At 55.1% G+C, this 24,299-nt stretch carries 19 protein-coding genes; 12 read left to right on the forward strand and 7 right to left on the reverse strand.

From position 1 onward, the window contains the following. Positions 1 to 42: 42 nt before the first annotated feature. Positions 43 to 549 (reverse strand): RrF2 family transcriptional regulator, encoded by a 507-nt coding sequence (locus QRN24_RS04755; RefSeq protein ID WP_284942419.1) that lies wholly within the window; start codon positions 547 to 549, stop codon positions 43 to 45. Between the two features lie 199 nt (positions 550 to 748). On the opposite strand from QRN24_RS04755, the gene QRN24_RS04760 reads away from it, so the two are divergent. Then, positions 749 to 1,951 (forward strand): NAD(P)/FAD-dependent oxidoreductase, encoded by a 1,203-nt coding sequence (locus QRN24_RS04760; RefSeq protein WP_014170179.1) that lies wholly within the window; start codon positions 749 to 751, stop codon positions 1,949 to 1,951. Positions 1,952 to 1,981: 30 nt separating this feature from the next. Here QRN24_RS04760 and araJ read toward each other — a convergent pair whose 3' ends face one another. Further along, positions 1,982 to 3,160 carry an MFS transporter AraJ gene (gene araJ, locus QRN24_RS04765; RefSeq protein WP_040017569.1) on the reverse strand — a complete coding sequence of 393 codons (1,179 nt, stop codon included), beginning with the start codon at positions 3,158 to 3,160 and terminating at the stop codon, positions 1,982 to 1,984. Between the two features lie 166 nt (positions 3,161 to 3,326). Here araJ and ppk2 point away from each other — a divergent pair, with 166 nt between their 5' ends. Beyond that, positions 3,327 to 4,145, forward strand: a complete 819-nt coding sequence (gene ppk2 / locus QRN24_RS04770) for a polyphosphate kinase 2 (protein WP_025204134.1) — start codon at positions 3,327 to 3,329, stop codon at positions 4,143 to 4,145. A gap of 43 nt (positions 4,146 to 4,188) precedes the next feature. On the opposite strand, the gene fdnI is transcribed toward ppk2, so the two are convergent. The 3 genes from fdnI to fdnG are packed head-to-tail and all read right to left on the reverse strand — an operon-like array spanning position 4,189 to position 8,778. Then, positions 4,189 to 4,842 (reverse strand): formate dehydrogenase-N subunit gamma, encoded by a 654-nt coding sequence (gene fdnI / locus QRN24_RS04775; protein WP_284942420.1) that lies wholly within the window; start codon positions 4,840 to 4,842, stop codon positions 4,189 to 4,191. Continuing rightward, positions 4,835 to 5,719: a formate dehydrogenase subunit beta gene (fdxH, locus tag QRN24_RS04780; protein WP_121339651.1), complete on the reverse strand. Its 885-nt coding sequence runs from the start codon at positions 5,717 to 5,719 to the stop codon at positions 4,835 to 4,837. The genes fdnI and fdxH overlap by 8 nt, the downstream gene beginning before the upstream one ends. A gap of 11 nt (positions 5,720 to 5,730) precedes the next feature. Then, on the reverse strand, positions 5,731 to 8,778 hold the full coding sequence (fdnG, locus tag QRN24_RS04785) for a formate dehydrogenase-N subunit alpha (RefSeq protein WP_229216828.1): 3,048 nt from the start codon (positions 8,776 to 8,778) through the stop codon (positions 5,731 to 5,733). A 221-nt stretch (positions 8,779 to 8,999) separates the two neighbouring features. Here fdnG and yddG point away from each other — a divergent pair, with 221 nt between their 5' ends. The 3 genes from yddG to QRN24_RS04800 all read left to right on the forward strand — a co-directional run bounded on the left by yddG (position 9,000) and on the right by QRN24_RS04800 (position 12,120). Beyond that, on the forward strand, positions 9,000 to 9,878 hold the full coding sequence (yddG, locus tag QRN24_RS04790; RefSeq protein ID WP_014170222.1) for an aromatic amino acid DMT transporter YddG: 879 nt from the start codon (positions 9,000 to 9,002) through the stop codon (positions 9,876 to 9,878). 630 nt (positions 9,879 to 10,508) lie between these two features. Further along, positions 10,509 to 11,582, forward strand: a complete 1,074-nt coding sequence (ompD, locus tag QRN24_RS04795) for a porin OmpD (RefSeq protein WP_020884056.1) — start codon at positions 10,509 to 10,511, stop codon at positions 11,580 to 11,582. 79 nt (positions 11,583 to 11,661) lie between these two features. Beyond that, on the forward strand, positions 11,662 to 12,120 hold the full coding sequence (locus QRN24_RS04800) for a GFA family protein (RefSeq protein ID WP_020884055.1): 459 nt from the start codon (positions 11,662 to 11,664) through the stop codon (positions 12,118 to 12,120). A 38-nt stretch (positions 12,121 to 12,158) separates the two neighbouring features. On the opposite strand, the gene QRN24_RS04805 is transcribed toward QRN24_RS04800, so the two are convergent. After that, entirely contained in the window at positions 12,159 to 13,646 is a 1,488-nt protein-coding gene (locus QRN24_RS04805) for an MFS transporter (RefSeq protein WP_032680951.1), read from the reverse strand. A 116-nt stretch (positions 13,647 to 13,762) separates the two neighbouring features. On the opposite strand from QRN24_RS04805, the gene QRN24_RS04810 reads away from it, so the two are divergent. The 6 genes from QRN24_RS04810 (at position 13,763) to narI (ending at position 22,650) form a co-directional block, all read left to right on the forward strand. Continuing rightward, positions 13,763 to 14,338: a TetR family transcriptional regulator gene (locus QRN24_RS04810; RefSeq protein ID WP_020884053.1), complete on the forward strand. Its 576-nt coding sequence runs from the start codon at positions 13,763 to 13,765 to the stop codon at positions 14,336 to 14,338. 206 nt (positions 14,339 to 14,544) lie between these two features. Next, a complete protein-coding gene (locus QRN24_RS04815; protein ID WP_284942421.1) occupies positions 14,545 to 15,930 on the forward strand; it encodes a NarK family nitrate/nitrite MFS transporter in 1,386 nt (461 codons plus the stop codon). A gap of 66 nt (positions 15,931 to 15,996) precedes the next feature. Next, entirely contained in the window at positions 15,997 to 19,737 is a 3,741-nt protein-coding gene (locus QRN24_RS04820) for a nitrate reductase subunit alpha (RefSeq protein ID WP_284942422.1), read from the forward strand. Beyond that, positions 19,734 to 21,278, forward strand: coding sequence for a nitrate reductase subunit beta (gene narH, locus QRN24_RS04825; protein ID WP_020884050.1), 1,545 nt, complete (start codon positions 19,734 to 19,736; stop codon positions 21,276 to 21,278). The genes QRN24_RS04820 and narH overlap by 4 nt, the downstream gene beginning before the upstream one ends. Beyond that, the gene (gene narW, locus QRN24_RS04830; protein ID WP_025204126.1) at positions 21,278 to 21,973 is read left to right on the forward strand and encodes a nitrate reductase molybdenum cofactor assembly chaperone; all 696 of its coding nucleotides are present in this window, start codon (positions 21,278 to 21,280) and stop codon (positions 21,971 to 21,973) included. Before narH ends, narW begins: the two co-directional genes overlap by 1 nt. Further along, on the forward strand, positions 21,970 to 22,650 hold the full coding sequence (gene narI / locus QRN24_RS04835) for a respiratory nitrate reductase subunit gamma (RefSeq protein ID WP_014170231.1): 681 nt from the start codon (positions 21,970 to 21,972) through the stop codon (positions 22,648 to 22,650). The genes narW and narI overlap by 4 nt, the downstream gene beginning before the upstream one ends. 42 nt (positions 22,651 to 22,692) lie before the next feature. Here the strand turns inward: narI and nhoA are convergent, their stop codons facing one another. After that, entirely contained in the window at positions 22,693 to 23,538 is an 846-nt protein-coding gene (gene nhoA / locus QRN24_RS04840; RefSeq protein ID WP_284942423.1) for an N-hydroxyarylamine O-acetyltransferase, read from the reverse strand. 143 nt (positions 23,539 to 23,681) lie between these two features. On the opposite strand from nhoA, the gene QRN24_RS04845 reads away from it, so the two are divergent. Then, positions 23,682 to 24,257 (forward strand): flavin reductase family protein, encoded by a 576-nt coding sequence (locus QRN24_RS04845; protein ID WP_063924912.1) that lies wholly within the window; start codon positions 23,682 to 23,684, stop codon positions 24,255 to 24,257. The last annotated feature ends 42 nt before the right edge of the window (positions 24,258 to 24,299 follow it).

The following is a 24,299-nucleotide window of genomic DNA, read 5'->3' on the forward strand; positions in this document are numbered from 1 at the left end:
CGCCGGTTGCCGGGGGGCGGTTTTGCCTTACCCGGCATTTCACTACGACGATCGCCGGTCAGAAATCCACTCCTGAACCTCAACCTGAAAGGTATCCGGCGCTTTGCGGTACATCTTGCGCGCCAGATCGAGAATGGTATGTCGCGCTAACTCCTCTTCCATCCGTTGCTGTGCGCTGTCCATGACCGAACGTACGCCACACGGGCCATTGCACACCCAGGCAGGAGGCGTTTTATTAAACACCGCCAGCCGCTGACGCACCTCGCGACACTCAAACATGTTCTTCTCACCGTCAATGGCGTGCGCCACATCCAGTACGGTGATCAACTCAGCCGGGCGCGCCAGTTTAAACCCGCCGCCCTTACCTTCCGTGCTGCTCACCAGCCCGGCACGTGACAAACGGGTGAAGATTTTTCCCAGGTAATCATACGGCACACCCTGCAGGGCGGCCATTTCCCGGACGCTCATCTCACGCTCATTGCCTTTTGCATCCACCATGCACATCAGGCTGTGAATGCCGTATTCCACACCGGAACTGTAAAACGCCATGGTTAACTCCGAAGTTATTTATCTGGGTCATTATAACGGCGTTATTGCCCACAATCACAACCACCCTCCCCTTTTTCATTAACATGCTGATTTTATGCAGCATTAAAATTTAACTCAGAAAGAAGTTGTCGCAGTTAACTGCGACAAGTATAGTTGCAGTTATGTCAGGTATACAGCGTGATGATCAAAAGGATCGAAGATGAAGAAGCAGATTTTAATTGTGGGCAGTGGTTTTTCCGGCATGTGGGCTGCAGTCAGTGCCGCGCGTCTGAATGCGCTGGAGGGCAATAACAGCCTGAAGATCGCCGTGCTGGCACCCGCCCCCGAGTTGCGTGTTCGCCCGCGCTTCTATGAAGAGAACGTGACGTCACTGGTCTCTCCGCTGACCGGACTATTCGCTGAACTGGGTATTGATTTTATCGCAGGGAAAGCAGAATCCATTGATATAAAAGGGAAAAGTGTTTCCTATCGTGATGCGAATGGCGTAACTGCCGCAGTGAGTTACGAGCGGTTAGTGCTGGCCACCGGCAGTCAGAGCAAGCGTCCACCGATTGCCGGGCTGGCTGAGTACGCCTTTGATATCGATCAGCTTGAATCCGCACAGACCTTTGAGCAGCATCTTGACTCCCTGGTCTCGCGCCCTTCCACCGCTGCGCGCAATACCGTGGTTGTCTGTGGCGGCGGTTTTACCGGCATTGAACTGGCAACCGAGCTTCCTGCCCGACTGCGCGCTCGCTTCGGTGATGATACAGCGACAAGAGTTATCGTAGTTGAAAGGGGTCATGTCATTGGCGGACGATACAGTGAAGCATTGCGTAACACCATTGAAGACGCGAGCCAGGAACTGGGGATTGAGTGGCGTCTGAACAGTGAAATTGAGGCCATCGATGCGAACGGCGTAACGCTGAAAAACGGCGAACGTATCCCCGCTGCAACCGTAGTCTGGACGGCAGGCGTTGAAGCAAACCCGCTTGGACAACAGATTAACGGCGAACGCGATAACCAGGGGCGTCTGAAAGTGACAGAAACGCTGCAGGTTCCGGCTCATCCGGACGTGTACGCGACGGGAGATATGGCCTACGCCAGAACGGACGAGATGGGGAACACGGCGCTAATGACCTGCCAGCACGCGATCCAGTTGGGTAAATTTGCCGGCCACAACGCGGCAGCCAGCCTGTTGAATCGCACGCCTTATCCTTACCGCCAGGTTAACTACGTGACCTGTCTGGACCTGGGTGCCTGGGGTGCCGTTTACACTGAAGGGTGGGACCAGGCCGTCAAATCGGTGCGTGATGACGCAAAGAAAATTAAAATCGCCATCACCAATGAACTTATCTACCCGCCAGCAGCGGACAAAGCCGTGGCGTTTGCCGCTGCCGATCCGTTGGCGAAATTTGTCTAATGCCCTTCTACCGCGCCTTACCGGCGCGGTTCAACGTGCGGAAGCGAGCGAACCGGCGTCTGCCTTTCTGGCCCGAAGGTGCGCGTAGATCAGCAGTGAACTCATGGCTGAGAAAGAGAGCACAGCCGCTGGCAGCGTGACATAGCTCCAGCTAAAGCCAAGCGTGATCATCATCCCGCCAAAATACGCCCCTATCGCACTGCCGAGGTTAAATGCCATTTGCCCGCCTGCGGCACCCAGCATCTCACCGCCCTTCGCATTTTGCAGGAGAAGGATCTGCAGCGGCGCAGAGAGTGCAAACAGTCCGGCGCAGCAGATAAAGCCCATCACCAGCGACGCCGTTTTATGTTCCCCAAAGGCGAATAGCAACAGCAGTGACGCGACAATGACCATGTCGGTGGTGGCGGCAATACGCAGCGGACTGAAGCGACCCGATAATTTCCCGCTCAGGAGATTACCTAACACCATACCCAGCCCCATCAGCATCATGATGACCGTCATGACGCCTTCGGAGAAGCCAGAGACGTTGACCATAAACGGTTTGACGAAGCTGAACCACGCAAACACGCCAGCATTGCCAAACATGGTGGCGGCAAAAATAAGCCACGGCTCCGGTTTTTTCAGAAAGGAAAATTGCGCGGTCAATTTGATTTCGGAGCGATCATGGATGTGCGGCACCCAGACCAGTACCGAGATGATCACCAGAGCATCAAACAGGGCAATCAGGAAAAAGGTATAGCGCCAGCTGAATTCATGACCCAGCCAGGTGCCAAGCGGTACGCCCACCAGATTGGCAACCGTCATGCCGGCTATCATGCCCGCCACGGCGACCGTCACCTTCCCCGGAGGCGCAATTCTCGAGAGAATAATCGCCCCGACGCCAAAAATGGCGCCGTGCGGAAAACCGGAAATCAGCCGCCCTATCGCCAGCCAGGCATACGACGTTGAAAAGGTAAAAATTGCATTACCGACGGCACACAGCACCACCAGAAACAACAGCGTGGATTTTAACGAAAATTTGCCTGAGAACAGCGCCACAATCGGGGCACCAATCACCACACCAAAGGCGTAAAACGAAATCATATTCCCGGCGGCGGGAATTGAAATTCCGGTGTCATGGGCCAGTTCAGTTAATACGCCCATAATGCCAAATTCAGCCATTCCCAGGCCAAACGTGCCAAGTGCCAACGAAAAAATTGTCTTTTTCATACCACAACCACTGGTTAACAACGCGCGACGGGCATTATTGAACAATCTTGTATGGTGAGCCAGTTCAAATCAGCTGGCTGACACGTTAATCCATTAATTCAGGTGGATTACACTTCATAGTGCGGCCCCGCTTTTTCCCGCGCCGGACAACCTGAGGATGACAATCATGGGAAGCAAGAAGAAAACCAGTGTCGCAGTTGATGTCATAAAGCATGAGCCGTTAAAAACGAAAGAGTATGAAAAAGAGCTTCGTCGCCTCCACGTTGAACTGGTTAAGCTCCAGCAGTGGGTCGTCGCAAAGGGTTTAAAGGTCTGTATTGTCTTTGAAGGGCGCGACGGTGCCGGTAAAGGCGGAACCATTAAAGCCATCACTGAACGCGTTAGCCCACGCGTCTTCCGGGTTGTTGCGCTCCCCGCCCCGACGGAAAAAGAGAAGACCCAGCTCTATTTCCAGCGTTATGTCCCCCACCTGCCAGCCGCCGGCGAAATCGTCATTTTTGACCGCAGCTGGTACAACCGCGCGGGCGTTGAACGGGTGATGGGATTCTGTACACCGGAGCAGGTCGAGAAGTTTCTTGATGGCACGCCGGTGATGGAAAAAGCAATGGTGGATGCCGGGATCATCCTGCTCAAATACTGGCTGGAGGTCACGCCGAAAGAACAGGAGCGTCGTCTGCGCGATCGTATTAACGACGGGCGAAAGACCTGGAAATTATCGCCAATGGACATTAAGTCTTTCAATTTGTGGGATGAATATACGGTGGCGCGAGATGCGATGTTTGCTGCCACCGACACCGCCTGGGCGCCGTGGTTTGTCGCCCGTTCGGAAGATAAAAAACGCGTGCGCCTGAACATTATTTCGCACCTGCTGGCGCAAATCCCGTACAAAGCCATTCACATCGAAGCGGTGAGTTTGCCGAAGCGTAAGATTGGTAAAGTGAAGCCGACCCAATACCCGTTCCGGTATGTTGAAGAGCGTTTTTGACTGAAGCGTTCGCGGGTCATTCGCTGACCCGCGAACGCGGGACTTACGGTATCCCTTTCGTACTGTCCTGTTTCGCTTCCAGCCGCTCAACGTCACGGTACCAGCGCGGGTGGTGTTTCTGCGCCCAGCGGCGGCTCACCTTCCCTTCAATCATGCCTTTAATCGACCCTTTGACCCAGAAGGCCATATACATGTGGATCAGGATGGCGTGGATCAGAATGATGGCTGACGTCGCGTGAATGAGCAGCGCGTAGCGAATCATCTGAATGGGGAAGTAGTGCGCAAAGTACGGCCGCCAGATAATGACGCCGGTGACCAGCAGAACAAAAATCATGCTCATGATGGTCCAGAACATCATCTTCTGCCCGGCGTTGTATTTCCCGACCTTCGCAACCTTATGCTCATTGCCCTTCAGAACCTCAATAATCCCCTTCAGCCATGGAATGTCATGCTTATCCGGAATATTGTGATGTACGAAGCGCGCAAACATAAACATCAGCACCACGAAAATCAGCACGCCGAAGAACGGATGCAAAATACGCCCCATCGGTGGCGTCCCGAAGGTTTCCGTCAGCCACTGCAGCGTCGGGAAGAAGAAGGAGATCCCCGAGACCGCCACCAGGAAGAAGCAGATCACTACCGTCCAGTGACAGGCGCGGTCGACAAACTTCGTGCGCACAATCCATGACTTACTCATGAGGTTCCTCCTCATCGTCATCCACCTCTTTGTTGGGTCCGATACCGATGTAGTGATAAATCAACCCGGCGAAAGTAGCGATAAAGCCCGCCGCAGAGAGCGGTTTGAGCGCCCCTTTCCACAGGTTGATCGAGGTATCGATCGCAGGATCTTTCGGCAGATTGTGGTACAGCTCCGGCTGGTCGTTATGGTGCAGAACATACATCACGTGCGTTCCCCCCACCCCCTGCGGGTTATAAATGCCCGCACTGGCGTAACCGCGCGCTTTCAGTTTGTCCACGCGCTGCTGGGCTACCTCCAGCATCTCTCTTTTTGTCCCGAAGTGGATAGCCCCGGTCGGGCAGGTTTTCACGCAGGCAGGCTCCTGCCCGACGCTCACGCGATCGACGCACAGGGTGCATTTGTAGACCCGGTTATCCTCTTTATTGAGGCGCGGAATATTAAACGGACAGCCCGCAATGCAGTAGCCGCAACCGATGCAATTATCCTGCTGGAAATCGACAATCCCGTTGGCGTACTGGACGATGGCCCCGGCTGACGGACAGGCCTTCAGGCATCCCGGATCTTCGCAGTGCATACAGCCGTCTTTACGGATCAGCCACTCCAGCTTGCCGTTCTGATCGGTTTCGCTAAAACGCATCACCGTCCAGGATTTGGCACTCAGGTCCGCCGGATTATCGTAAACCCCGACGCAGTGTCCTACTTCATCGCGGATATCGTTCCACTCCGAGCAAGCCACCTGGCAGGCTTTACAACCCACGCAGGAAGTGACATCGATAAGCTTGGCGACTTCTGCCTTATCATCCCGCGCACGAGGCGCGGGGGTGATGGAGTTGGTCGCGGAGCGTTTAATAATGTCCTGTGTTTCCATTGCCATGTATTCGCTCCTTACGCTTTCTCGATGTTGACCAGAAACGCTTTGTACTCCGGCGTTTGCGAGTTGGAATCGCCGACGTTTGGCGTCAGGGTATTGGCGAGGTAGCCTTTTTGCGCCACCCCTTCAAAGCCCCAGTGCAGCGGAATACCGACGGTTTCCACCTGCTGACCATGCACGTTCAGCGCCTGCAAACGACGCGTAACCACCGCAACCGCGCGAATAAAGCCGCGCTTGCTGCTCACCTTCACGCGGTCACCGTTGGCAATACCCTTCGCTTTCGCCAGCGTTTCGCTGATCTCCACAAACTGTTCCGGCTGGGCAATGGCGTTAAGCCGTGCATGCTTGGTCCAGGTATGGAAATGCTCGGTCAGGCGGTAGGTTGTCCCGACATACGGGAACCTGTCCTTCTTGCCTAAACGCAGGACGTCCTCTTCATAGATACGCACCACCGGACTTGATATGACGTTCGGGTGCAGCGGGTTGGTGCCGAGCGGCGTTTCCATTGGCTCGTAGTGTTCCGGGAATGGCCCCTCCGCCAGCTTATCGAGGGCAAACAGGCGTCCCAGCCCTTCCGGCTGCATGATAAACGGCCCGGTCTCACTGCCCGGTGCGGCGGTGCTGAAGTCCGGAATATCGTTACCCGTCCATTTGCTGCCGTTCCATTCGATCAGCATCCGTTTCGGATCCCACGGTTTGCCGTTGATATCCGCAGAAGCACGGTTGTACAGCACGCGACGGTTCAGTGGCCATGCCCACGCCCAGCCCAGCGTATTGCCCAGCCCTGACGGGTCGGCGTTATCGCGGTTCGCCATCTGGTTACCCTGCTCCGTCCAGCAACCGGTGTAGATCCAGCATGACGACGCGGTCGTGCCGTCATCCCGCAGCAGCGCGAAGCTGTTGAGCAACTGCCCTTTCTTCGCCAGCAGCGTGCCGTTCGCGTCATACAGATCCGCCAGCGCAATGCCGTTATTCTCTTTGGCGACCTCTTCTGATTCAGGATGGTCCGGCTGTTTGTAATTCCAGCTCATCCTCAGCAGCGGTTCAGCGCCTTTCCCCCCTTCGGTGCGATACATTTCACGTAGACGATGGTAAATCCCGGCCAGGATTTCGCCGTCGTTACGCGCTTCACCCGGTGCATCCTGGCCTTTCCAGTGCCACTGCAGCCAGCGGCCGGAGTTGGCAATCGACCCGTCTTCTTCTGCAAAACAGGTGGACGGCAGGCGGAACACTTCGGTCTGAATCGATGCAGGATCGACGTCGTTCATCTCGCCGTGGTTCTGCCAGAAGTTGGAGGTCTCGGTCACCAGCGGATCGATAACCACCATGTATTTCAGTTTGCTCAGGCTGCGAACGACCTTGTTTTTGTCCGGGAAAGACGCCACCGGGTTAAAGCCCTGGCAGATGTAGCCCGTAACGTTGCCCTTATCCATCATGTTGAAATACTTAATGACGTCGTAGGCCTGGTCCCATTTCGGCAACCACTCGAAGCCCCAGTCGTTTTCCTTCTGCGCGGCATCGCCATAGAACGACTTCATCAGGCTAACGAAGAACTTCGGATAGTTACTCCAGTAGTTCACCTGATCGGCACGCGTCGCTTTTGGCGTGTTGGCCGCCAGATAGCTGTGCAAATCAGTCTGCTTTTCAGACGGCAGCGTCAGATAGCCTGACAGGCTGGTCGACAGCAGGCCCAGATCGGTCAAGCCCTGAATGTTGGAGTGTCCGCGCAGGGCGTTCACGCCGCCGCCGGCCATCCCCATGTTTCCGAGCAACAGCTGGATCATTGCCATGGTGCGGATGTTTTGCGCACCGACGGTATGCTGCGTCCAGCCGAGCGCATACAGGAACGTCGTGGTTCTGTCGGCGGCGCTGGTAGAGGCCAGTACATCACACACCTTGAGGAAATCTGCTTTTGGCGTACCGCAGATATTCTCCACGACGTCCGGCGTATAGCGGGAAACATGCTGTTTCAGCAAATTCCATACGCAGCGTGGATGGCTCAGGGTCTCATCGCGTCTGGCGTAGCCGTTTTCATCGAACTGGTAGTTCCAGGACGATTTATCGTACTGCCGTTTTTCCGCGTCATAACCGCTGAACAACCCCTCTTCAAAGGCAAAATCATCCCGTACCAGGAGGCTGGCGTTGGTGTAATGCTTAACGTATTCAGCGTTAATTTTGTTGTTTTCAATCAGATACAGCAGAACGCCCGAGAGGAACGTAATGTCCGTACCGGAGCGAATAGGCGCATAGATATCCGCCACCGATGCCGTACGCGTAAAGCGCGGATCGACAACGATCAGCGTCGCATCGTTATTGTTTTTCGCTTCCATCGCCCAGCGGAAACCCACCGGATGGGCTTCAGCGGCATTACCGCCCATCACCATCACGACGTTGGCGTTTTTAATATCAACCCAGTGGTTGGTCATCGCACCGCGACCAAATGTTGGAGCAAGACTTGCTACCGTTGGTCCGTGTCAGACGCGCGCCTGGTTATCTACCGCCAGCATGCCGAGGGAGCGCACAAATTTTTGCGTCAGCATGCCGGTTTCATTACTTGCCGCGGACGCACACAGCATGCCGGTCGACAGCCAGCGGTTCACCGTAACGCCCTGCGCGTTCTTTTCGATAAAGTTGGCGTCGCGGTCAGCTTTCATCAGTTTTGCGATTCGGGAAAACGCCTCATCCCAGGAGATACGCTGCCATTTGTCAGATCCTGGCGCACGGTATTCCGGATAGCGCAGACGGTTTTCGCTGTGGACATAATCCAGCAGACCCGCCCCTTTCGGACAAAGTGCGCCACGGCTCACCGGATGATCCGGGTCCCCTTCAATATGATAAATCGCTTCTTTGGCGTTCTTCGCGCCATCGCCCAGGCTATACATTAAAAGCCCACAACCTACGGAACAGTATGTGCAGGTGTTACGGATCTCTTTAGCGCGCAGCAGTTTATAGTTGCGTGCCTGAGCCAGCGCCATTTTTGGTGCAAATCCCAGCATTGCGGCTGTTGTTCCGGCCATACCGCCCGCGCAGATTTTAAAAAATTGTCTGCGGCTGACGTCCATTGTTGTCCTCGTTTTCATTTAAGACTTCGCGCCGCAAACTAGCAGTAAAGCCCCTGTTTTTTTTGCGTCAAATCAAGGTCACTTGTCTTCACCCCCTTAATAGTCACCCCCACGGAGTTTAAATACCTCTTTTTGATTAAAGACTTAAGAGAATAATTCGCGATGGCAGGAGGATTAATGCTATAAATTTTTCCTTTGATTTTTATAGCGATGGCAGGGTTATGGACAGAAAGAGAGCAACGCTCACGGGACTGGCGGCGATACTGTTGTGGAGCACCATGGTTGGCCTCATTCGTAGCGTCAGTGAGGGGCTGGGACCGGTGGGAGGCGCAGCAATGATATACACCCTCAGCGGATTACTATGCCTGGTGACGGTAGGATTTCCTGATATCAGACGGTTTTCACCCCGGTATCTTATTGCCGGCAGCGTGCTGTTTGTCAGCTATGAAATTTGCCTCGCCCTGTCGTTAGGCTATGCCGCAACGCGCTCCCAGGCTATCGAAGTGGGAATGGTCAATTATCTCTGGCCAAGCCTGACGATTGTGTTTGCCATTTTATTTAACGGCCAACGGTCCACCCTGTGGGTGATCCCGGGCTTAGCCGTCTCATTGCTGGGCGTCTGTTGGGTATTAGGCGGAGAACAAGGGCTACATCTTGATGACATCATGCGTAATGTCATCTCAAGCCCGCTCAGCTACGCGCTGGCGTTCGCCGGGGCTTTTATCTGGGCGGCATACTGCACCGTCACCAGTAAGTTTGCCAACGGGCAAAACGGGATAACGCTTTTCGTGCTGCTCACCGCGCTCAGTCTGTGGGTGAAATATGCGTTCAGCGAACAGCCGCAAATGGTGTTTACTCTCCCGGTGGTCGTAAAGCTCATCATGTGCAGCGTCGCACTGGGGTTTGGCTATGCGGCATGGAATATCGGTATTCTTCATGGCAACGTCACGGTACTCGCAGCGGTATCCTATTTCACGCCTGTACTCTCAGCAGCACTTGCTGCCGTATTGCTGAATTCCCCCCTCTCGTTTTCTTTCTGGCAAGGCGCATTAATGGTTTGTGCCGGGTCATTGTTGTGCTGGTACGCCACGCGAAAATAATATCGCTCTTCTCTGCCGGGTCCATAATCGCCCGGCGGGAATTAACATAAATTTAATATGTGATCGCGCGTCAAAATAATGATCGGCGCGTTAGAAAAGCCGTTTAGATTCTGTTTATATTACCGCCCTTTCGTAAATCCCCGTCGTCTTTTATTGACATAACTTGACACCGTTACGTTATTAATCCCTTGCGAATATTAACAATGTATATAGCACAAAGTGCAATAGTGTGTTTCTGTGTGTTTCATGTCCAACAACGTTTATCCCGTACAATTGAATAGTTAACCCATTGATTTTAAACAACTGGAATTTATATCAAACGAGCAAAAAGACAGAAAATACCGACAATTAACAAAAGAAACTAAAACGGCCGAAAACTATATTGCGGCCAATGGTTTTGTTGAATAATTCATCAAAAAATGCACAAATCCCCACCATCTCATTCGTTACAGCCGCAATTTATCCGATCCGGATCACACTAATTGAAATTATTGCTAATATTTTGAAACTTATTATTGAAACCCTACTACAAGATTCTTAAAAATAGCATGCCATTGATGATTAGCCTCGTTTAGAAATCGTTCAAAGTGGCTCAGGAAATACTGAAGAAAATTATAAGGAATATTTAAGATGAAACTTAAATTAGTTGCAGTGGCAGTGACTTCCATGTTGGCAGCAGGCGTTGTAAACGCGGCTGAAGTTTTTAACAAAGACGGTAACAAACTGGATCTGTACGGCAAAGTAACAGGTCTGCACTATTTCTCTGATGACGCTGGCAACGACGGCGACAAAACCTATGTTCGTCTGGGCTTCAAAGGTGAAACTCAGATCAACGACCAGATGACCGGTTACGGCCAGTGGGAATACGAGTTCAAAGGCAACCGCTCTGAATCTCAGGGTTCTGACGGCAACAAAACCCGTCTGGCATTCGCGGGCCTGAAATTCAACGAATTCGGTTCTTTCGACTACGGTCGTAACTACGGTGTTGCTTACGACATCGGCGCATGGACTGACGTTCTGCCAGAATTCGGTGGTGATACCTGGACTCAGACTGATGGCTTTATGACTGGCCGTACGACTGGCGTTGCAACTTACCGTAACACCGACTTCTTCGGTCTGGTTGATGGCCTGAACGTAGCTGCTCAGTACCAGGGTAAAAACGACCGTAACGACATCACCGAAGCGAACGGTGACGGCTGGGGTCTGTCTTCTACTTATGAATTCGAAGGCTTCGGTGTAGGTGCTACCTACGCGAAATCTGACCGTACTGACCGTCAGGTTGCTGCTGCAAGCAATCTGAATGCAGGCGGCGAAAACGCGGAAGTATGGGCTGCGGGTCTGAAGTACGATGCCAACAACATCTACCTGGCAACCACCTACTCTGAAACCCGTAACATGACCAACTTCGGTAGCGGTTTCATCGCTAACAAAGCGCAGAACTTCGAAGTGGTTGCTCAGTACCAGTTCGACTTCGGTCTGCGTCCATCCATTGCTTACCTGAAATCCAAAGGTAAAGACATTGGTACTTACGGCGACCAGGATCTGGTTGAATACGTTGACGTTGGCGCGAGCTACTACTTCAACAAAAACATGTCTACCTACGTTGATTACAAAATCAACCTGGTTGACGACAGCAGCTTCACTAAAGCAGCTGGCGTTTCTACCGACAACATCGTTGCTGTTGGTCTGACCTACCAGTTCTAAGATTTGTTAGTATAAAAAAGCCAGCCTTCGTGGCTGGCTTTTTTTATTCGGTTTGACTGGCGTAATAAAGGAGCACGCCATGCATATTTTCAAAGGACGCTGCCTGTGTGGGATGAGCCAATTCAGCGTTTCCCTCAACAACTTCGACGTCTATGCCTGCCACTGTACCCAGTGCCAGAAATGGTCGGGGGGAATGGCCATGTATCTGGAAGCGCAGGGTCAACCGCTTGTGGAAGAAGAGTCGATAGCCCCTTCTCATTTCACGTCATCTGCGCGCGGCGAACGCTGGTTTTGTCCCGGATGCGGTTGCCCGCTGTGGTTCACACTGACCGCACGCTCAACGACGCGCTATTTCATTCCCTGGACACAGCTTGAGATGAGCGAAGACGAACGTCGCCGTCTGATACTTGCCGCTGAAATCTATACAGAAACGCAACCCGCATTCTTCGGCCTGACCGGGCAATACGCGCGCTTTAGCGGCACCGAAATTGAAGCACACGACAAGCGCTGCCTGCTGACTCCCCATGACGCACACTGAGGGTTGCCCGGTAAGCATTGCACCACCGGGCCTGTTTTTTACTGTTTCGGTACGTTTGCCAGGCTAAACCAAATCCCGACCGCCAGCACCAGTAACATTGCGCCGGCACTGCCTAACGCCACGCTGTGTGACGTGATAAAGGCCGTTTTTGCCGCTGCAATTAACGACTCCGCCAGCCCTGGAGTCAGGCTCTGCGCCACGTTTACCGCTTCGCCAATCGATGACGAGGCCTTATCGGCCAGCGTCGCGCTCAGTCCCTGCGGCAGGACAATTGACGCCGAGAAGCTGCGGGTTAACAGCAGACCAAAAATGGCAATGCCCAACCCTGCGCCCAGCTCATAGGACATGGTTTCAATCGCCCCTGCGGCAGCCGCTTTCTCTTTTGGCGCAGCCGCCATAATTGCCGAGGTTGAGGCCAGCAGCGCACTGGCGGCACTGAAGCCCAGCAGCACCATCAGACTCCATGCCTGCCAGTGCTGCGTGCTGAAGTCGAGCATCGACAGACCGATAAAGCTGACGGCACTCAACCCCATTCCGCCTGCCGCCACCAGCCGCAGCCCCAGACGACCGACCAGCACACCGGCAATCGGCCCGCTAAACCCGCTGGCAACCATCAGCGGCAGCATAAACATCCCCGCTTCAAATGGCGTAAAGCCATGCACAAACTGCAGCTCCTGGGCCATCAACAGCTCAAACCCCACCAGCGCGATCATGGCGGTCATCGCCATCACGACACCGCTTAAAATAATGCGATGACAGAACAGGCGCATGTCGATCATCGGCACGCGGGCGCGAAGCTGGATCCGCACAAAGATCATCAGCATCACCGCTCCGGTGAGCAGCGTCATTGCCACCAGCCACGGAGAAAGCACCCCTTTGAGCGCGGTTTTCGCGCTGTAGACCAGCAGCAATATCGCCACAATCAGCATGACTGCATGGGCAATATTCAGCGGCTGTTCCGGGCGTCCCTGTTGACGAGGCACCAGACGCGCGGCAAGGGAAACAACGATGACCACGATCGGCACGTTGATCAAAAAGACCGATCCCCAGTAAAAATGCTCCAGCAACATACCGCCAATCAACGGACCAAACGCCGCACCGCCTGAACCGACGGCGGCCCAGACCCCAAGCGCGATGTTGCGATCGCGCGCATTAACGAACAACGTGCGGATCCCCGCAAGCGTGGCCGGGATGATCATCGCCGCCCCAATCGCCAGCGAGGCGCGGGCAGCAATCAGCCATCCTGCTGAAGGCGCAAACGCAGCTGCCAGCGATGACAAGCCAAACAGCGTACTGCCAATTATCAACAACCGTTTAAAACCAATGCGGTCACCCAGTGCGCCCATCGGCAGCACCATCCCCGCCATCACCAGCGAGTATATGTCGATGATCCACAATAATTCGTTACCGCTGGCACCCAGCGTCATACTCAACGTCGGCGCCGCTACGTGCAGTACCGTCGCGTCGATCGCCACCGGGATATACACCAGCACGATAATGACTAACGCTAACCACTGACGAAACATAAATTTCCTTTTCTTTTAAATCATGGACACATGTCCAGCTTGCGATCCTACGTAAAGTTGAACGAGTGTCCAGCTTTTTGTTACACTTGTTTCAGTCCCATTAAGAGTGAGTGAAAATGCGATATCTGAGCAAGGATGAAAGGCGGGAAGAGATTTTACAGGCCGCTATGCGCGTGGCGCTCTCTGACGGACTTTCCGCAATGACGGTACGGCGAATTGCCGCCGAAGCCGGCGTCGCCACCGGACAGGTCCACCACCATTTCACCTCTGGCGGGGAGCTAAAATCGCTGGCTTTTGTGCGGTTAATCCGTGAACTGCTGGATGCGGATGTGGTCGGCAAGCAGGCCAGCTGGCGACAGCAGCTGCATGCCATGCTCGGCAGCGATGATGGCCGGTTTGAGCCCTATATTCGCCTGTGGCGTGAGGCGCAGATCCTGGCAAGCCGGGATACGGACATCAGGGGCGCATATGTACTGACCATGGAGATGTGGCACCAGGAGACCGTCGCCCTTATCAAAGCAGGCACTGACGCGGGAGATTTTACCCCGGGCGATCGGCCAGAAAATATTGCCTGGCGTTTAATTGGTCTGGTGTGTGGCCTGGACGGCATTTATATATTAGATATCCCAGAGATGGACGACGCTGCCTTTAATAACCATCTTGATAAATTAATCTCTCTGGAATTGTGTTAATACTCACTTATGAGTATTAACAGCCCTCACTTACAATTCGTAACACATTAAGCGAACCCTTATTTCCCCTCCCGGCTCAGGGATTCGCTTTTTTATCTATCCTTTCAGATGTATCCCAAACCATCCAATAATTCCAGAAACACACTGTCAGACATCCACCTGTTTTTACTCCATTTTTTCTTTTTATGGTTAAGCAAGAGGGCGACATGTCACAACAAAGTGAGAAGAATAATCCTTATCTGCTGAGCAACTGGAAACCCGAAAATGCGCAATTCTGGGAGAATAAAGGAAAACATATTGCCCGAAGAAATCTTTTAATTTCTGTGGCTTGCCTGTTATTAGCGTTTTGCGTATGGATGTTATTTAGTGCCATTGCGGTCAATCTGAATAAAGTTGGATTTAATTTTTCCACCGACCAGCTTTTTATGCTAACAGCCTTACCCTCCCTGTCCGGTGCGATATTGCGCGTCCCCTATTCGTTTATGGTTCCTCTCTTTGGTGGACGCTACTGGACGGTGTTAAGCACGGTGATCCTGATTGTTCCCTGCGTCTGGATGGGGATCGCGATTCAGGACACTGCCACGCCCTACTGGATCTTTATCGTCATCGCGCTGCTGTGTGGTTTTGCCGGCGCTAACTTCGCCTCCAGCATGGGCAATATCAGCTTCTTCTTCCCGAAAACGAAACAGGGTAGCGCCCTGGGGATTAACGGCGGGCTGGGGAACCTGGGCGTGAGCGTAATGCAGCTGGTCGCACCGCTGGTGATCTTCCTGCCCATGTTCACCTTTCTTGGCGTAAACGGCGTGCCGCAGGATGACGGCTCAACGATGTGGCTGGCCAATGCCGCGTGGATTTGGGCGCCCCTTCTTTTGCTGGCCACGATTGCGGCGTTTTTCGGCATGAATGACATCGCGAGCTCTAAGGCCACGATTGCCAGCCAGCTACCGGTGTTAAAACGTTTTCACCTGTGGCTCCTGAGCCTCCTCTACCTGGCAACCTTCGGTTCGTTTATCGGTTTTTCAGCAGGCTTCGCCATGCTGTCGAAAACCCAGTTTCCTGACGTCAATATCCTCCATCTGGCTTTCTTTGGCCCACTGATTGGCGCGCTGGCCCGTTCTGCGGGCGGGATGATCTCAGACAAACTTGGCGGCGTACGCGTCACCCTGATTAACTTCGTCTTTATGGCGCTTTTCAGCGCCCTGCTTTTCCTGACGCTTCCCGGTTCCGGGTCGGGCAGTTTTCTCGCCTTCTATCTGGTCTTTATGGGCCTGTTCCTCACCGCCGGACTGGGCAGCGGGTCAACGTTTCAGATGATTGCCATCATTTTCCGCCAAATCACCCTCACCCGCGTGAAGCAACAAGGGGGAAGTGACGAGCAGGCGCAGCATGAAGCAGTGACCGAAACCGCGGCAGCGCTGGGCTTTATCTCCGCCATCGGTGCCGTCGGCGGGTTCTTCATTCCGAAAGCCTTCGGCACGTCGCTGGCCATGACCGGCTCGCCTGTGGGTGCCATGAAAGTTTTCCTCGTGTTTTACATCATCTGCGTCCTGGTGACCTGGCTAGTTTATGGCCGCAAATCTTCACAACAATAACAATTACACATTCGCCTGAGAGTGGGCAGCCCTCTCCGAAAAGGCTATCGAAGCAGGAGAAATGTCATGAGTAAACTGTTGGATCGCTTTCGCTATTTCAAACAAAAAGGCGACAGCTTCGCCAATGGACACGGGCAGGTGTACAACACCAACCGTGACTGGGAGGACAGCTACCGACAGCGATGGCAGTTCGACAAGATTGTGCGGTCCACCCACGGCGTGAACTGTACGGGCTCCTGTAGCTGGAAAATCTACGTCAAAAACGGCCTGGTTACCTGGGAAACCCAGCAGACCGACTACCCGCGTACCCGCCCCGACCTGCCTAACCACGAGCCGCGCGGCTGCCCGCGCGGTGCAAGTTATTCCTGGTACCTATACAGCGCCAACCGGCTGAAATACCCGCTGGTGCGCCGCACGCTGATCGAACTGTGGCGTGACGCGCTGTCGCAACACAGCGATCCGGTGCTGGCCTGGGATGCCATTCAGAACGATCCGCAGAAGAGCCGGAGCTACAAGCAGGCACGCGGACACGGCGGATTTATCCGCTCCAGCTGGAAAGAGCTGAACCAGCTGATTGCTGCCGCCAACGTCTGGACCATTAAACACTACGGTCCCGATCGCGTGGCCGGTTTTTCACCGATTCCGGCGATGTCGATGGTCTCGTATGCCGCCGGGACGCGTTATCTCTCTCTGCTGGGCGGCACCTGTCTCAGCTTTTATGACTGGTATTGTGATTTACCGCCCGCCTCGCCCATGACGTGGGGCGAGCAGACCGACGTGCCGGAATCCGCAGACTGGTATAACTCCAGCTACATCATTGCCTGGGGGTCTAACGTTCCGCAGACGCGTACGCCAGATGCCCACTTCTTTACCGAGGTCCGCTACAAAGGCACCAAAACCGTGGCCATCACCCCGGACTTCTCCGAGGTCGCCAAACTGAGCGATCAGTGGCTGGCACCCAAGCAAGGCACCGACAGCGCGCTGGCGATGGCAATGGGCCATGTGATCCTCAAAGAGTTCCATCTCGACAACCCCAGCGAGTACTTCCTCAACTACTGTCGCCGCTACACCGACATGCCGATGCTGGTGCTGCTGGATGAACAGGCCGATGGCCGCGTGGTGCCGGGGCGGATGCTTCGGGCCTCTGATCTCACGGACGGGCTGGGAGAAGCCAATAATGCTGAGTGGAAAACCGTCGCCTTTGATATCGCCGGCGATCTGGTGGTGCCGAACGGGTCCATTGGTTTCCGCTGGGGCGAAAAAGGCAAATGGAACCTGGCGCCGCTGGCGGCAGATCATGAAACTGAGCTCACCCTCTCGCTGCTGATTACCCACGACAGCGTGGCAGAGGTGGCATTCCCCTATTTTGGCGGCAATGAAAATCCACACTTCCGTAGCGTCAAGCAGGAGCCGGTCCTGACGCGCCGTGTACCGAGTAAAACGCTGACGCTGGCCGATGGCAGCCAGAAACGGGTGGTCAGCGTCTACGATCTGATTCTCGCTAACTACGGCCTCGATCGTGGTCTGGAAGACAGCAACGCGGCGGGCAGCTATGACCAGATCAAAGCTTACACTCCCGCCTGGGGCGAACAGATCACCGGCGTCCCGGCTTACCTGATAGAGAAAATTGCCCGTGAGTTTGCCGACACGGCGCACAAAACGCACGGCCGGTCGATGATTATCCTCGGTGCCGGGGTGAACCACTGGTACCACATGGACATGAACTACCGTGGGATGATCAACATGCTGGTGTTCTGCGGCTGCGTGGGTCAAAGCGGCGGCGGCTGGTCACACTATGTGGGTCAGGAGAAGTTGCGTCCGCAAACCGGCTGGCTGCCGCTGGCGTTTGCGCTGGACTGGAACCGTCCCCCGCGCCAGATGAACAGTACGTCGTACTTCTACAACCACGCCTGTCAGTGGCGTTATGAAAAACTGACCGCGCAGGAGTTACTCTCTCCGCTGGCGGACGCGACAAAATTCACCGGTCACCTGATCGATTTTAACGTCCGGGCAGAGCGTATGGGCTGGCTGCCCTCGGCACCGCAGCTAAACCTCAATCCGTTGCACATTAAAGCCCGGGCCGACGCCGCTGGCATGACCCCGCAGGAGTACACCGTGCAGGCATTAAAATCGGGCGATATACGTTTCGCCTGCGAACAGCCTGACAACGGTAAAAACCACCCGCGCAATCTGTTTGTCTGGCGGTCTAACCTGCTCGGCTCTTCGGGGAAAGGTCACGAGTACATGCTCAAATACCTGCTCGGTACCGAAAGCGGCATCCAGGGCGAGGATTTAGGGTCGACGGATGACGTTAAGCCCGAAGAGGTCGAGTGGCAAACTCAGGCCATCGAGGGCAAGCTTGACCTGCTGGTGACGCTCGATTTCCGCATGTCCAGCACCTGCCTGTTCTCCGATATCGTGCTGCCCACCGCGACATGGTATGAAAAAGACGACATGAATACGTCGGATATGCATCCGTTTATTCATCCGCTTTCAGCTGCCGTCGACCCGGCCTGGGAATCCCGCAGCGACTGGGAGATTTACAAAGGTATTGCCAGTGTTTTCTCAGAGGTGTGCGTCGGTCATCTTGGCACCGAAACGGATGTGGTACTGCAGCCGCTGCAGCACGACTCCCCGGGGGAACTGTCACAGCCGTTTGATATTCAGGACTGGCGCAAAGGCGAATGCGATCTCATTCCGGGTAAAACGGCGCCGACGATTGCGGTGGTCGAACGGCATTATCCGGAAACCTACGAGCGCTTTACATCACTCGGCCCGCTGATGGACAAACTCGGCAACGGCGGAAAAGGCATTTCATGGAATACCCAGAGCGAGGTCGATTTCCTTGGCAAGCTGAACTACGTCAAGCTCGATGGCCCGGCAAAAGGACGCCCGCGTATTGAAACGGCGATTGACGCCTCTGAAGTGATTCTCGCCCTCGCCCCTGAAACGAATGGCCAGGTGGCAGTGCGAGCCTGGCAAGCGCTGGGCGAACTGACCGGTCGCGATCACACCCATCTGGCGCTGAACAAAGAAGATGAGAAAATCCGCTTCCGCGATATTCAGGCCCAGCCGCGGAAAATTATCTCCAGCCCCACCTGGTCGGGCCTTGAGAGTGAGCATGTCTCCTATAACGCCGGTTATACCAACGTTCACGAGCTTATTCCCTGGCGCACCCTTTCCGGTCGTCAGCAGCTGTATCAGGACCATCCGTGGATGCGCGCGTTCGGGGAGAGTCTGGTGGCCTATCGCCCACCGATTGATACCCGAAGCGTTAGCTATATGCGCGAAATCCCGCCGAACGGTTTCCCGGAGAAGGCACTGAACTTCCTGACGCCACACCAGAAATGGGGCATTCACTCGACCTACAGTGAAAACCTGTTGATGCAGACGCTGTCACGCGGGGGGCCTATCGTCTGGATCAGCGAAACCGATGCCAGAGAGTTAGGCATTGAGGATAACGACTGGATCGAAGCCTTCAACGCCAACGGGGCCCTGACCGCCCGGGCAGTGGTGAGCCAGCGCGTCCCGCCGGGCATGACCATGATGTACCACGCGCAGGAACGTATCCTGAATATTCCGGGTTCAGAAGTCACCGGCCGTCGCGGCGGGATCCATAACTCGGTGACGCGCGTCTGTCCCAAACCGACACACATGATTGGCGGCTACGCCCAGCTGGCGTACAGCTTCAACTATTACGGCACCGTCGGCTCTAACCGCGACGAGTTCATCATGATCCGCAAAATGAAAAACATTAACTGGCTGGATGGCGAAGGTCGGGATCAGGTACAGGAGGCGAAAAAATGAAAATACGCTCACAGGTTGGAATGGTGCTGAATCTCGACAAATGCATTGGCTGTCACACCTGCTCGGTCACCTGTAAAAACGTCTGGACCGGGCGTGAAGGTATGGAATATGCGTGGTTCAACAACGTCGAAACCAAACCGGGGATTGGCTACCCGAAAAACTGGGAAGATCAGGAGGAGTGGCAAGGCGGTTGGGTACGCGGGATCACCGGCAAGCTGACGCCGCGTCTCGGCGGGCGCGTGGGCGTGCTGTCGAAAATCTTTGCCAACCCGTCCCTGCCCGGCATTGATGATTACTACGAACCCTTCACGTTTGATTACCAGGATCTGCACCGTGCTCCACAAGGCGATCACCTCCCGACGGCCCGCCCGCGCTCGCTGATTAGCGGCAAACGGATGGACAAAATTGTTGGCGGCCCGAACTGGGAAGAACTGCTTGGCGGCGAGTTCGAAAAACGCGCCCGCGACCGCAACTTCGACAAGATCCAGAAGGAGATGTACGGCCAGTTTGAAAACACCTTCATGATGTACCTGCCGCGCCTGTGTGAACACTGCCTGAACCCGAGCTGCGTGGCCACCTGCCCGAGCGGTGCCATCTACAAGCGTGAAGAAGACGGCATTGTGCTGATTGACCAGGACAAATGCCGCGGCTGGCGCATGTGCATCAGCGGTTGCCCGTACAAGAAAATCTACTTCAACTGGAAAAGCGGAAAGTCGGAGAAATGCATCTTCTGCTACCCGCGCATTGAGTCCGGCCAGCCAACCGTCTGTTCTGAGACCTGCGTCGGGCGTATTCGCTATCTGGGCGTGCTGCTGTATGACGCGGATCGCATTGAAGAAGCGGCCAGCACCGAACATGAAACCGACCTCTATGAACGCCAGTGTGACGTGTTCCTTGATCCGCACGACCCGGCGGTCATTGAAGAAGCCTTCAAGCAAGGTATTCCGCAGAACGTGATTGACGCCGCCCAGCGTTCCCCGGTTTACAAAATGGCGATGGACTGGAAGCTGGCCCTGCCGCTGCATCCGGAATACCGCACCCTGCCGATGGTCTGGTACGTTCCGCCGCTGTCACCGATCCAGTCTTACGCAGACGCGGGCGGCCTGCCGCTCAACGACGGCGTGTTACCGGCGGTCGAAAGCCTGCGCATACCGGTGCAGTATCTGGCCAACATGCTCAGCGCGGGCGATCCTGCTCCGGTGCTGCGCGCCCTGAAACGCATGATGGCCATGCGTCATTACAAACGCTCTCAGACCGTTGAAGGCGTGACCGATACCCGCGCCATCGAAGAAGTGGGCCTTAGCGTCGAGCAGGTCGAAGAGATGTACCGCTATCTGGCGATTGCCAACTACGAAGATCGTTTCGTGATCCCCACCAGCCACCGCGAAATGGCGCGCGACGCCTTCCCGGAACGCAACGGCTGCGGCTTCTCCTTTGGCGACGGGTGCCACGGTTCCGACACCAAATTCAACCTCTTTAACAGCAGCCGCATTGATGCCATCAACATCACCGAAGTGCGCGACCACGGGGAGGGAGAGTGATGCAGATCCTCAAAATCATCGCCCTGCTGATTGAGTATCCCGATGAAACATTATGGGAAAATCGCGAGGAAGCACTTTCCCTGATAGAACAGGATCTCCCTGCGTTACTGCCCTTTGCCCGCCAGCATCTGGATGCCGCGCTGCTGGATAAGCAGGCCGAATGGTGCGAGGTGTTTGAGCGGGGTCGTGCGACCTCGCTGCTGCTGTTTGAGCACGTTCATGCTGAATCCCGCGATCGCGGCCAGGCGATGGTCGACCTGATGAGCCAGTACGAAAAAGCCGGCCTGCAGCTGGACTGTCGCGAATTGCCGGACTATCTGCCGCTCTACCTGGAGTATCTCAGTCTCGTCACCGACGACGAGGCCCGCGAAGGGCTACACAACGTTGCGCCGATCCTGGCGCTGATTGGCGGTCGCCTGAAGCAGCGCGGCGTAGCGCATTATCAGCTGTTCGATGCGCTCCTGACGCTCGCAGGCACGCGTCTGACCAGCGACAGCGTGGCGAAACAGGTTTCCACCGAGAAACGGGATGATACCCGCCAGGCGCTGGACGCCGTCTGGGAAGAGGAACAGGTCAAGTTTATCGAGGACAACGCCACATCGTGTGATACCTCACCGATGCAGCAATATCAACGACGCTTTAGCCAGGACGTTGCCCCGCAGTATGTCGACGTCAGTGCGGGAGGCCCAAAATGATCCAGTTTCTGAACGTCTTTTTCTACGATATTTACCCCTACCTGTGCGGCACGGTTTTTCTGGTGGGAAGCTGGCTGCGTTACGATTACGGGCAGTATACCTGGCGCGCCTCCTCCAGCCAGATGCTGGATAAGCGCGGCATGGTGCTGTGGTCAAATCTGTTCCATATCGGGATCCTGGGGATCTTCTTCGGACATCTATTCGGGATGCTGACGCCGCACTGGGTTTATTCGTGGTTTCTGCCGATGTCGCAGAAACAGCTGATGGCGATGATTCTGGGCGGCGTTTGCGGCGTGCTCACGTTGGTAGGCGGTGCGGGATTATTGATTCGCCGGCTGACGAACCCGCGTATCCGGGCGACCTCCTCCACGGCAGATATCCTGATCCTCTGCATTTTGCTGGTGCAGTGTATTCTTGGGCTCACCACCATTCCGTTCTCCGCGAAATATCCCGACGGCAGCGAGATGCTCAAGCTGGTGGACTGGGCGCAGTCGGTAGTAACCTTCCGCGGTGGCTCGTCCGAACATCTGGCGGGCGTGGCGTTTATCTTCCGTGTCCATCTGGTGCTGGGCATGACCATTTTCCTGATCTTCCCCTTCACCCGACTGGTGCACGTCTGGAGCGCGCCGGTGGAGTATTTAACGCGCAGGTATCAGGTGGTGAGATCGCGCCGCTGAGTGTTGCCGGGTGGCGCTACGCCTGAGCGCAGCGCCACCGGTCTATTTCCCGGCCTGAGGATGTGTATCAAACCCGGCCATCACCGCCGTCAGCGCGTCCAGCGAAAACCCGTGTTTGGGATCGTCAACGCCCAGTCCAAACCGTGACTGCATCACCTGATACAGCGCGTTCGCGTCGGGAAGATGGACCTGCTCTTCCGCATGCCCCTTCTGCCAGTGAGTAAAGTTAAAGTTGGTCAGGGTCAACTTTCCGCCGTCAGGCAGATGGCGACACATCAACAGATGGTGGCGAAAATGGGATTGCGGCCAGTGCGCCGACCAGAAGTTGCCCATCACGTAATCGCTGAAATACTGTGTTGTCAGATCAAAATGGTACATCGACTGCCAGTGATCGTGGTGGCTGAACTGCAGGATCCAGTCGTTGCCCTCGCTCAGCAAACGGTACAGCCCGTGCGGTGTCTCCTGCTCCTCGTTGGCGAGCAAACGAATCGGCGCCGTCAGCGTTTGTCCGCCAAAACCGACGTCGGCAATCCAGCGCTCGCCGTTGAGTTCAACCAGCAGCAGACGATGCGTACGCGGCGGCATCTGTGGCGGACTGGCTAAGACCACGCGGCCCAGCACGCTGCGAACCGTAAAGCCCACTTCACGCAAAACGCGTTCGAACAGGCCGTTCTGCTCAAAGCAATAGCCTCCACGACGCGCCGTCACCAGTTTGTCGACCAGGCACTGATCTTCCAGATGGATCTCGCGCGGCATCACGACGTCAATATTCTCGAAGGGGATCGCGCAGTTGTGGTGTAGATGCAGCGCCCGCAGGGTGTCGATGTCAACCTGAACAGGCTGTTGCCAGTCCGTACGGGCAAAATAAGCACTCAGAAATGGGGACATGATTCGCTTCCATGATGTGATGTTCCCTGTTTATAAACTATTTTCCGGCCTCCATATGCGCAAAAGTGCTTTTTGCGGGTGCATCTTGATTTCGGCTACCCATCAGACGTTTAATGCCAGAATACCTGCTGAGAGGAATGTTCATGAGCGCGTTTCGTCCCGTTGAATTAAAGCATGCCAGCCGTCTGCTGAACCATGGCCCTACGGTACTGATTACCAGCCGCGATGAGTCTATCGACCGTCGTAACGTCATGGCTGCGGCCTGGTCGATGCCGGTAGAGTTTGAGCCACCGCGTATCGCAATTGTGGTGGACAAAAGCACCTGGTCGCGCGAACTGATTGAGCGCAGCGGGAAGTTCGGCATCGTCATCCCCGCCGTGGCAGCGGCTAACTGGACTTACGCCGTCGGCAGCGTGAGCGGGCGCGACGAAGACAAGTTCAACTGCTACGGGATCCCGGTTGTGCAAGGTCCGGTACTCGGCCTGCCGGTAATTGAAGAGAAATGCCTGGCGTGGATGGAGTGTCGTTTACTCCCGGTTACCGCAGCTGCAGAAAAATACGATACGCTGTTTGGTGAGGTTGTTTCGGCAGCCGCAGATGAACGCGCGTTTGTCGCCGGACGCTGGCAGTTTGACGACGATAAGCTGAACACCCTGCATCATCTGGGGGCCGGGACGTTTGTGACCAGTGGGAAAATGGTAAAGGCGCTGGAAAAATAGCCTATAAAAAAAGCCCTCTCCGCGAGGGAAAGGGCTTTTAAA

This window comes from Enterobacter sp. MEB024 (genome assembly GCF_030209635.1).
GTDB classification, from domain to species: Bacteria; Pseudomonadota; Gammaproteobacteria; order Enterobacterales; family Enterobacteriaceae; genus Enterobacter; species Enterobacter ludwigii.